The sequence below is a fragment of the Trichloromonas sp. genome, from assembly GCF_041583255.1.
In the GTDB taxonomy this organism is placed as follows: Bacteria; Desulfobacterota; Desulfuromonadia; order Desulfuromonadales; family Trichloromonadaceae; genus Trichloromonas.
The window spans coordinates 1-10472 of sequence record NZ_JBFHGD010000118.1 but is presented as its reverse complement, the minus strand read 5'-3'; the positions used below and the strand labels follow the sequence as shown (position 1 = coordinate 10472).

Here is a 10472-nt window from a genome sequence, read left to right as displayed (position 1 = left end):
GCAATCGCCTGGTCCTTGCCGCGACTGGAGGCTGACGAGCCGAAGAAGAAGCCCACGACCAGCACCGCGATGGCCTTGATGATCTCGATGATCCCGGCCTTGGTGCTCGGGTCGAATCCCTCCGCAGCGAACAGTACTTCATAGAACAGCAGCCCGCTGCCGCCAAGGATCATCAACGCCAGAATGCCGATCAGCGCCCCGTAGCCAATCTGCCGCCACACCGGCCCACTACCAGTCATCCGCTCAGCGAAGTCCCGCGCCTCCTTGCGCTCCTTCGCCTCGAACTCCATCATGGGGGCAAGGTCGTCCCATTTCACCACCGCCTGCGCCCTGAAGCGGTCTTGAAGCTCTCGGCTGGCGAGGATCTGCTCGACCGCCTCTTGCTCGTTGACAGCGACCGGCGTCACCTCCGTGGCGACCTCCAGCAATCGGTTTCCGAGGGTCTGGGCAACGGCGACATTGCGCTCGGAGGATTTGCTGCCCGAGCTGAACATCGGCAGCAGCTTGAGCAGTTCGGCCCCGAGGGCTACGACGGCAGCAGCAGGCAGTGGCATAGGGTTACCCGGTGGGTTGTTGGTGGAGGGGAAAGGCCAGTCGGGGAACGGCTCGTCCCCGCTGGCGGGATAGGGCGCAGGCTCGGGCACCGGGGCCGGCGAGGGGACCGGCCTGGGGCTTTCGGTCTGTCGCAAGCTGATGGAGGATCACGGCGGCGGGATTTCCCTGGGGCGTTCGCCAGCCGGCGGTGCCCGCTTCCGATTGGTTTTTCCTTTGGCTGAAGCGGAAAAATGCTTTGACAACTGCCGGGATGATTCTTAAGATAGTCCGAATTTTAAAGGTTTAAGGACGGTTTACTGCCATGGAAAAAGCGCTGGAATTGCTTCATGATGATTTGATCGGGGTCGAGGCCCAGTTCAAGAAAGACCTTACCTCTGATGTCCTGCTGATCCGCAAGGTCGGTGAATATGTTCTTGCCAGCGGCGGCAAGCGAATCCGTCCCATGCTCCTGCTCCTCTGCGCCCGCCTGGCCGGATACCAGGGGACCAAGCATATCGGCCTGGCCAGCGTGGTAGAATTTATCCACACCGCGACCCTGCTGCATGACGATGTGGTTGACAGCGCCGTGCTGCGCCGCGGCAACGCCTCGGCCAACGCCGTTTGGGGGAACGAGGCTTCGGTTCTGGTGGGCGATTTTCTGTTTGCCAAGTCCTTCTCGCTCATGGTGCGCGGCGGCAGCCTGCAGATCCTGCAGTCTCTGTCCGATGCGACCACCATGATGGCCGAAGGGGAGGTGCTGCAGCTGGTCAGTACCTGCGATCTCGATCTCGACGAAGAGCGGTATATCTCGGTGGTCCGCAACAAGACGGCCGTCTTGATTGCCGCCGCCTGCGAAGTCGGCGGTATGCTCGGCGGAGCCGGAGAAGAGCAGGAAAAGGCGCTCCACGAGTTCGGCATGGAATTGGGCATCGCCTTTCAGTTCATGGACGATGCGCTCGATTACGTGGCCGACCAGGCCGAATTCGGCAAGGCCAAGGGGCATGATCTCGAGGAGGGCAAGGTGACCCTGCCGTTGATCCACGCCCTGCGCCAGTGTTCTGAACAGGAGCGGGAGCGCTTGGCCGAAATCGTTGAACTCGAAGAGTTGAGCGATGAAGACCTTGCCTATGTGGTTTCCCTGATCGATAGCTATGACGGCATCGGTTACACCCGTCAGCGGTCGAAGGAACTGGTAGAGAAAGCCAAGGGGCACCTCGCCGGGTTCCCCGAAAGCCCTGAAAAGGCCGCATTGTTCGAGCTGGCCGATTACGCGGTCAGCCGCCGCAAATAGATTTGCCGTTTAGCGATATAGCTTGTCAGGTTGCCGTGAAAAAACCTCCCCGCACTGCGGGGAGGTTTTTTTTGTGAGCCAATTTGTCAGAATAACATGGTTTTTCTGCTTTTTTTCAGGTTGGCCCGGGATTTGCTCATGCCTGCTTATGTTGCTTGCAGCAAATTCCTGAAGGGGGCGACCATGGATCCCGGAATACTCATCCACACCGCTGAGCTGACAATTGACGGCCGCCCGTACGAGGTGACGGTATATCTGCGTTCGGACGGCTCGCACATCGCGAGAACGATTTTTTCCCCCGGCGATGTCATCATTCATGACGGACCTTCCCTTGAAGAAGTTCTCGCCAAGCATCAGCGCCTGCTCCCCCTGGCCGTCGATTCCCGCCTCATGCTCAGTGAACTCCGCTGCAGCGCCTGATTTTGCGCGGCAGGGTTTCCCGGTTTTTTCTGCCGGCTGACGCCCCGACCCTGCTATAATGTGGGCCATGCTGCGCATTTCCTTCTCCCTGCATAAAAAAGTTCTGCTGGCCTTCTGCCTGTTGTCGCTGCTGCCGCTGGTATTGCTGGTCTTCGTCTCCAGCCACAGCCTGCGCTCGGTTGAAGTGCTGCTGCTCGACAATGCGACCCAGGCCCTCGACCGGCAGGCGTCCAAGGCCCTTGAGTTGCGGGCCCGGATGGTCGCCGATGAGGTGGGCGCTTTTCTGCAGGGCGTCGTCGCCGACCTGGCTGACCTCAGCCTGCTCCCCGCCGAGCCGGAGACCTATGGTCGGTTCTCCCGCAACCATCAGCGGGAGATCTGGTATCGCAGCGGTACCAATGATCACCCCGTCGAAGTGCGCCGCATGTTTCCCCTTTACTCCGAAATCGCCTTTGTCGGGGCTGACGGCCGTGAATTGCTGCGGCTGGTCGGCGGTGCGGCCAGTGACCAGCTGCGGGATGTTTCCATCCCGGCCAACACCACCTATCTGACGGAAGACTATTTTGCCCGGGCCAGAGAACTCCCCCCGGGAGGTTGTTACGTATCTCCGGTCAGCGGATGGCATATCGACAAGCAGAACCAGCTGCGCGGCGCGCCGACCCCCGAAGCTGCGGTGGAAGGGGATTCCTACCAGGGGGTGGTGCGCTTTTCAACGCCGGTTTATTCAGCTGACGGCAAATTTACCGGGGTCGTCGTCCTCTCCCTCGACCATCGCCACCTGATGGAATTCACCCAGCACATCGTTCCGGAAGAGCCGCATTTCACGGTCTTTCCGTCGTACGACAGCGGCAACTACGCGTTCATGTTTGACGGCGACGGCTGGATGATTGCCCATCCCAAGTTCTGGGATATCCGCGGTCTCGACCGCGACGGCCGCCTGGTTCCCCCCTATACGGCCGAAACCCCGCCGGAACTGGTCGAGCAGGGAGTCATTCCCTTCAACCTGCGGCACGCCGGTTTCATCCATGCCAACTACCCGGTCGTTGCCAGGGAGGTCATGCAGGGGAATTCCGGCGTTGCCGACGTGACCAATATCGGCGGGGCGCAGAAGATCATGGCCTACGCGCCGATCTGGTTCGCGCCCGGAGAGCAGGTGGCAAAACAGGTTTTCGGCGGAGTCACCATAGGTGCCGAGGTGACCCAGTTTCATGCCGCCGCCATGTCCGCATCCGAGGTCATCCGCCGCGAGATCACCCGCTTTGTCAGCGGGTCGATGGCGATGATCATGGTCACCGCGCTGCTGGTCATCGCCGCCGCCTACCTGTTGTCACGGAGCATCACCGACCCCCTGCTCAACCTGATCGACGGAACCAAGGAAATGTCACGGGGGGATCTGGCGACCCGGGTCAACGTCTCTTCGCGGGACGAGGTTGGGGAGCTTGCCACCTCCTTCAACGTCATGGCCCAGGAACTTAACGATCGCCAGGAGCGGCTGCTCAAGACGCTGGATGATCTCAGCCGTTCGCGGCAGGAAATCCTCCGGGAACGGAATTTCAAAGAGACGATATTTGAAAATGTCGAAATCGGGCTGCTGACCCTCGACGGCAGCAACCGGATCACCTCGCTCAATGGTCCGGCCGCCAGGATCCTCGGCACCGAACCCCTTAGCGCGGCGATGGCGCTGGATGATGCGTTCGCCCGTTGGCCCCAGATGCACAAGGTGCTCATCGAAGGACTGGCGCGAACAGAGATAGAGCGCTGGAACACTTATCTCAATGTCGAGTCGGCGGGGAAGCCGCTGGTCTTCAGGCTGGCCCTGCTGCCGCTGGTTTCCGGAGGCAAAGAAGGCCGAATCCTGACCATCGAGGAAATTACCGAGCGGGTCGAGTTGCGCAAACGCATGGCCAGGATGGAGCGGATGGCCTCGCTCGGGCGCCTTTCGGCCGGGATCGCCCACGAAGTACGCAACCCCCTGACCGGCATCAGCCTGCTGCTGGATGAGCTTCATGACCGGCTGCTGTCCCACCCTGCCGACCAGGACCTGATCCGCCGGGCGCTGCAGGAGATGGAGCGGCTCGAGGGGCTGGTCAACGAGCTGCTGAACTTCGCTTCGCTGCCGCCGGCGCGCCTTGAAGACGGCGATGTCGGTGTCGTCCTGCGCGAAACCCTGTTCCTGATCAGCAAGCAATGCCAGCGCAGCGGCGTCGAACTGGTCACCGACATCGCCGAGCCCCTGCCGCCGTTCCCTAACGACCCCGGCCGGCTTAAGCAGGCCTTTCTCAACCTCTTCACCAACGCCCTCGATGCCATGCCCGGTGGCGGCACCCTTGAAGTGAAGGCCGCCGTGGTTGCTGACGAAGTGCAGGTGCGGGTTAGGGATACCGGTATTGGCATCCCGTGTGAGCGGCTGCCGCTGATCTTCGAGCCGTTCTACACCAATAAAGGGGAAGGGACCGGGCTGGGCCTTTCGATCACCCATAACGTTATTTCCGATCATGGCGGACGGATCGAAGCGGAAAGCGTTCCGGATCAGGGTACCCTCTTCACTGTCTCTCTCCCCCTCGATTCCACCCAGCCGCGCGGCTGAATGTCGCCTTTTTTTCGGCTTTAATCGGGTTCATGCAGACCACGTGGCGAATTTTCACCATTTTGTGATTGCCTTCCTGTTTCGCAACGCCTACCATTGATTGCATAGAAGGACACTGACTGTCCTTTTCCAGGGGGCTGCATGGAAAAGATCCTGATTGTTGACGACGAAGCCTTCATCCGCGAGAACCTCGAGCGGATTCTCGCCGAAGACGGCTACCGTCCGTTTTCCACCGCCAGCGGCGAAGAGGCCGTCCGCCAGGTCAGCGACGAAGAGGTCGACCTGGTGCTGCTCGATCTCAACCTGGGCGCCAAGAGCGGTCTCGACGTGCTGGCCGCCCTGAAGGAAGTCGACCCGGATGTCCTGGTTATCATCATTACCGGCTACGGTACCGTCGAGAGCGCCGTCGAAGCTCTCAAGATGGGGGCCTACGACTACATCAAGAAACCGTTCAAGGCCGATGCCATCCGGCTGATTGTCAAGCTGGCCCTCGAAACCCAGAGCCTGCGGCGCGAAGTCCGGCACCTGCGTCGCGAAGGGAAGGGGCTGCCAGAATCCGTCGACATGGTCGGGTCCAGCCCGGCCCTGCTGCAGGTCTACCGGCAGGTTCGCGAGGTCGCTAAGCACGAGACGGCCACGGTCCTGATCACTGGCGAGAGCGGCACCGGCAAGGAACTGGTGGCGCGGGCCATTCACGACCTGTCCCCGCGCAAGGGGCGGCCGTTCATCGAAATCAACTGCGGTTCGCTCCCCTTCAACCTGCTCGAGTCCGAACTCTTCGGCCATGAACGGGGGGCCTTTACCGATGCCAAGACTCGTAAAATCGGCCTGTTTGAAGAAGCCTGCGGCGGCACCGTCTTTCTTGACGAGATCGGCGAGATGGATATGAGCCTGCAGGTCAAACTGCTGCGGGTGCTCGAAGACCGCAAGATCCGCCGTCTGGGAGGAACGCGCAATATCGATATCGACGCGCGAGTCGTCGCGGCCACCAACCGCAACCTGAAGACGGCCATCGATGAAAAGCAGTTTCGCGAGGATCTCTATTACCGGCTCAATGTCTTTCCCATTCAATTGCCGCCGCTGCGGGACCGGCGTGAAGATATTCCGCCGCTGCTCGATTACTTTATCAAGCGTTTCAGCCGCGAGTTCAACAAGCGGATACGCGAAGTCTCCCGCGACGCCCTCGACCTGCTGATCCGCTATCACTGGCCCGGCAATGTCCGCGAACTGCGCAACGTGGTCGAGCGCATCTGCATCATGTACAATGGCGAGGTCATCAAGCCCGACGGGCTGCCCAAGGAAATCTGGGGCGACGCCCCCCGGCGGGAGGCGGGCTTCTCCTTTGAAATCCCGCCCGAGGGGATTCATCTCGAAGATTTCGTCGGCCAGATCGAAAAAGACCTGATCGGCAAGGCCTTCAGCATTACCGGCGGCAACGTGGCCAAAACTGCGCGAATGCTGAACGTGCCCCGCGGAACGCTGCGCTATAAACTCGAAAAGTACCAGCTGGTCGAAGAGGCCTGACGACGCGGGCAATCTGTTTGCGCCCTGGTGGTTAAAATTCACCGCATATGAAAAAAGGTGGCCGTTTTCGGCCACCTTTTTTGTTGCCACCGAATTGTCCAGCGACAGGTTTATAACGTTATTCTACCTTTGTTGCATTTTTTAATCATTTCAAGTGGCGAGAATATCAAACGTAATTTTCCTCTTGGCTTGATCTGCTGTATACATGTCGCCGGTTTGGCATCGCTGTTGCTCTCTTGCTCCGGGTGATTTGTTGAAAATGTTTGTAAAGGCCTGATAAAAAAAGGAGAGCAGCATGATTGCAGCAGGGATTAATCGACTCTGGGAATGGCATGATGAAACCAAACGTCTGTTTCTTATGGACCCCAGGGCGTTGCTTCGCGGGTTGAAGGGGAAGCATCTGCAGTTTCAGGTAGGCAACCGGGAACAGGAGGTTGACCTGGCCGACGAAATCGACGAAGCCCCTGCCGAACATAACCAGCGTTTGCAGACAGGCCCTGACGGGGTTCAAGAAGGGGAGCCGCGCGAATATACCAACCGGCAGAAAATCGGCCTGCTCCTCGGTCCGGCTCTCTTCCTGCTCATGCTGCTGGTGCCGACCCCCGCTGGGATGGAGCCCGTGGCCCAGAAAATGGCCGCCGTGGCCCTGCTGATGGCGACCTGGTGGATGTGCGAATCGATTCCGATTCCGGCCACCAGCCTGCTGCCGATAGCCCTCTTTCCGCTGCTCAATATCTCCAGCACCCAGAAGGCGACGGCGCCTTATGCGAACCACCTGATCTTCCTGTTCATGGGCGGCTTTATCCTGGCTCTGGCGATGCAGCGCTGGAACCTGCATCGGCGGATCGCCATGAATATCGTCAAGGCGGTCGGGTTTTCTCCGGGCCGGCTGATTTTCGGTTTCATGGTCGCCACTGCAGCCCTGTCGGCGTTTGTTTCCAACACCGCCACCGCGGTCATGATGATGCCGATCGGCCTGGCCATCATCAGCCACGTCATCGAGGAAGGGAAAAAGGAGGGGCTCGACAAGGAAATCGATTTTTCGCCTGAGAACTTCGCTTTCGGCCTCAACCTGATGCTGGGAATCGCCTATGCCGCTTCGATCGGCGGTGTGGCCACCCTGATCGGCACCCCGCCGAACACCGTGCTGGCCGGCTACCTGATGAAGACCTACGGCTACGAGATTACCTTCGCCCGCTGGATGATGGTAGGGGTTCCCCTGGTGCTGATCCTGCTGCCGCTGTGCTGGCTGTGGCTGACCAAGTTCGCCAATCCCATGAAGCTGAAGAAGGTGCCGGGGGGGCGCGCCCTGATCAACGCCGAGCTCAAAGCGATGGGCTCCATGAATGCCGGCGAGCGCTGGACCGCGGTGGTCTTCGTTTTCACCGCCCTGGCCTGGATTTTCCGCCAGCAACTCGGCTTTCTCTTCCCCGATCCGAAAATGGTGACCGATGCCGCAATCGGCATGACCGGCGCCCTGCTCCTCTTTCTGATCCCGATCAACCTGAAGAAAAACACCTTCGTCATGGACTGGCACTGGGCGTCGAAAATGCCCTGGGGCGTGCTGATTCTCTTCGGCGGCGGTCTCGCCATGGCCGAAGGTTTCAAGGTCACCGGCCTGGCCACCTGGATCGGCAGCCAGGTCAGCCTGCTGGAGCACGCGCCGATCCTGGTCCTGATCATCGCGGTAACCACCCTGATCATTTTCCTGACCGAGCTGACCTCCAACACCGCCACCGCGGCCATGGTCATGCCGATCCTCTCTGCGGTCGCCATCGGCCTCGGCCAGAACCCGCTGCTGCTGGTCGTGCCGGCCGCCATCGCCGCCTCCTGCGCCTTCATGCTGCCGGTGGCGACGCCGCCCAACGCCATCGTCTTCGGCTCGGGTTACGTCACCATCCCGCAGATGGTTCGCAGCGGTTTCGGTCTCAACGTGATCGGCATCGTGCTCACCGTGCTGCTGACCTACGCCCTGGTGATTCCAATGTTCGACGTGGTGATAGACCAGGTTCCGGCCTGGGCGCAGGTGATCGCCAAGTAACCTTTTTACCAACACAGTTTGCCCTTCCCCAAGGGCCTTTGCCCCGTTCCTACCCCTCCTTGGAACGGGGCATTTTTTTTCCCGACACGGCCCCTGACATCGCACACGTGAATTTCATTGAGAACATTGCCTTGTTCGGAAGATCGATGGTAAAAGAGACAGGACTGCATCGAGGGGCGAGGCCGGAAAGGGGAACTGTGCTGCGTAAAACCATTCGCATCGAAGGGATTGTTCAAGGGGTCGGCTTTCGTCCATTCGTTTACCAGCTGGCAGTCGCCTGCGGGCTGTCCGGCTGGGTGCGCAATGACAGCCGGGGGGTGCTGATCGAGGCCGAAGGGGAGGCTGAATCCCTGGAGCGGTTTATGCGCGGCCTGCGCGAAGAACTTCCGCCGCTGGCGTCGATCTCCCGTTTCGAAAGCGGTGAAATCCCCTCTCTGGGCGCCGCCGCCTTTGTCATAGCGGCCAGCGATTCTGCGCTCGAAAGGACCGCCCAGGTTTCGCCCGATACCTACGTCTGTCCCGACTGCCTGGCCGAGCTGTTCAATCCCGGCGACCGCCGCTACCGCTATCCGTTTATCAACTGCACCAACTGCGGACCCCGCTACACCATCGTCACCGCCATCCCCTACGACCGTCCAAACACCACCATGGCCGCCTTCCCCATGTGTCCCGATTGTCTTCGGGAGTACGAGAACCCCGCCTCGCGTCGTTTCCACGCCCAGCCCAATGCCTGTGCTGTTTGCGGGCCGCAGCTCTACCTGTTCGACGCTGGCGGCCTCACTTTGGCCGCGTCCGAGCCGCTGGCCGCCGCAGTTGACGCCCTGAAGGCGGGGAAGATCGTCGCCGTCAAAGGGCTCGGCGGGTATCACCTGGCGGTCGATGCCGGCAACGACGCGGCGGTAGCCGAACTGCGCCGGCGCAAGGTGCGGGACGAGAAGCCTTTCGCCCTGATGGTTCGAGGCCTGGCCGAAGCTGAGATTCTGGTCGATATCGACGATACCGAGCGTCGCCTGCTTGCGGGTCCTGAGCGGCCGATTGTGCTGCTGCGGCAGAAAGAGGATCAGCCCCTGTCGCAGCTGGTCGCCCCGCGCAACCGCTATTTCGGCATCATGCTCCCCTACACCCCGCTGCATCACCTGCTGCTGCAGGAGTTCCCCGCCCTGGTGATGACCAGCGCCAACCTTTCCGATGAGCCGATCGCTTTCGAGGACACCGAAGCGCAGCAGCGGCTCGGGGGGATCGCCGACTGCTTTCTCACCCATAACCGCGCCATTCACACCCGAACCGACGACAGCATCGCCCGGGTCATGGCCGGTCGCCCGCTGCTGCTGCGCCGCTCCCGTGGCTATGTGCCGCGCGGGGTCTTTCTGCCGAAATCCCAGCTGCCGGTGCTGGCCCTCGGGGCCGAGCTGAAAAACACCGTCTGCCTGACCCGGGACGACCGGGCCTTCTTGAGTCAGCACATCGGCGACCTGAAAAACCTCGAGGTCTATGACTCCTTCGCCAGGACCATCGGTCATCTTAAAGAATTGTTCGCAATCGAGCCGGCGATCGTCGCCCACGACCAGCATCCCGACTACTATTCGAGCCGGTTCGCCGATGAGTTGCCGGGCGTGCGCAAGATCGCGGTGCAGCACCATCACGCCCACCTGGCCAGTTGTATGGCCGAGCACGGGCTCGAAGGGGAGGTGCTCGGGCTGATCTTCGACGGCATCGGCTTTGGTACGGACGGCAACATCTGGGGAGGGGAGTTTCTTTCCGGCGGCTACCGGTCGTTTACCCGTCTCGGCCATTTCCGCTATGCGCCCATGCCCGGCGGCGATGCCGCCACCCGCGAGCCGCTGCGCATGGCATTGAGCTACCTGGTGCAGGCCTACGGGGACGAGTTGCCTGATCTGCCCGCATTCGCGGGGATAAGCGAAAAGGAGCGGGCGATTCTGCTGAAGATGATCGAAAGGGGGATCAACGCGCCGCTGACCTCGAGCTGCGGTCGCCTGTTCGACGGTGTTGCCGCCCTGATCGGCTTGCGCTCAAAGGTCAGCTACGAAGGGCAGGCCGCCCTGGAGCTGGAAATG

General features: G+C 60.9%; 7 protein-coding genes and 1 pseudogene. 7 read left to right on the top strand and 1 reads right to left on the bottom strand.

The annotated features are described in order from the left end of the window. Positions 1 to 554, bottom strand: a 554-nt coding sequence (locus ABYV89_RS10505) for a hypothetical protein (RefSeq protein ID WP_432822907.1), incomplete at its 3' end; no start/stop codon positions are given. Positions 555 to 654: 100 nt separating this feature from the next. Here ABYV89_RS10505 and ABYV89_RS10500 point away from each other — a divergent pair. The 7 genes and pseudogenes from ABYV89_RS10500 to hypF form a co-directional block, all read left to right on the top strand. Beyond that, positions 655 to 816: pseudogene (locus ABYV89_RS10500) on the top strand (ATP-binding protein); the annotation flags it as partial. Positions 817 to 856: 40 nt separating this feature from the next. Further along, positions 857 to 1825, top strand: coding sequence for a polyprenyl synthetase family protein (locus ABYV89_RS10495; protein WP_432822906.1), 969 nt, complete (start codon positions 857 to 859; stop codon positions 1823 to 1825). 183 nt (positions 1826 to 2008) lie between these two features. Further along, a complete protein-coding gene (locus ABYV89_RS10490) occupies positions 2009 to 2245 on the top strand; it encodes a hypothetical protein (protein WP_432822905.1) in 237 nt (78 codons plus the stop codon). A gap of 67 nt (positions 2246 to 2312) precedes the next feature. Further along, on the top strand, positions 2313 to 4832 hold the full coding sequence (locus ABYV89_RS10485) for an ATP-binding protein (protein ID WP_432822904.1): 2520 nt from the start codon (positions 2313 to 2315) through the stop codon (positions 4830 to 4832). A gap of 141 nt (positions 4833 to 4973) precedes the next feature. Beyond that, entirely contained in the window at positions 4974 to 6356 is a 1383-nt protein-coding gene (locus ABYV89_RS10480; protein ID WP_432822903.1) for a sigma-54-dependent transcriptional regulator, read from the top strand. Positions 6357 to 6651: 295 nt separating this feature from the next. Beyond that, positions 6652 to 8397, top strand: coding sequence for an SLC13 family permease (locus ABYV89_RS10475; RefSeq protein ID WP_432822902.1), 1746 nt, complete (start codon positions 6652 to 6654; stop codon positions 8395 to 8397). 197 nt (positions 8398 to 8594) lie between these two features. Further along, positions 8595 to 10472: carbamoyltransferase HypF (gene hypF, locus ABYV89_RS10470; protein WP_432822901.1), on the top strand; the 1878-nt coding region annotated here is incomplete at its 3' end.

Excerpts from the sequence above, each read along its gene's own strand:
- ABYV89_RS10495 (WP_432822906.1), top strand. The coding sequence starts at position 857 with ATGGAAAAAGCGCTGGAATTGCTTCATGATGATTTGATCGGGGTCGAG.
- ABYV89_RS10490 (WP_432822905.1), top strand. The coding sequence starts at position 2,009 with ATGGATCCCGGAATACTCATCCACACCGCTGAGCTGACAATTGACGGC.
- ABYV89_RS10485 (WP_432822904.1), top strand. The coding sequence starts at position 2,313 with ATGCTGCGCATTTCCTTCTCCCTGCATAAAAAAGTTCTGCTGGCCTTC.
- ABYV89_RS10480 (WP_432822903.1), top strand. The coding sequence starts at position 4,974 with ATGGAAAAGATCCTGATTGTTGACGACGAAGCCTTCATCCGCGAGAAC.
- ABYV89_RS10475 (WP_432822902.1), top strand. The coding sequence starts at position 6,652 with ATGATTGCAGCAGGGATTAATCGACTCTGGGAATGGCATGATGAAACC.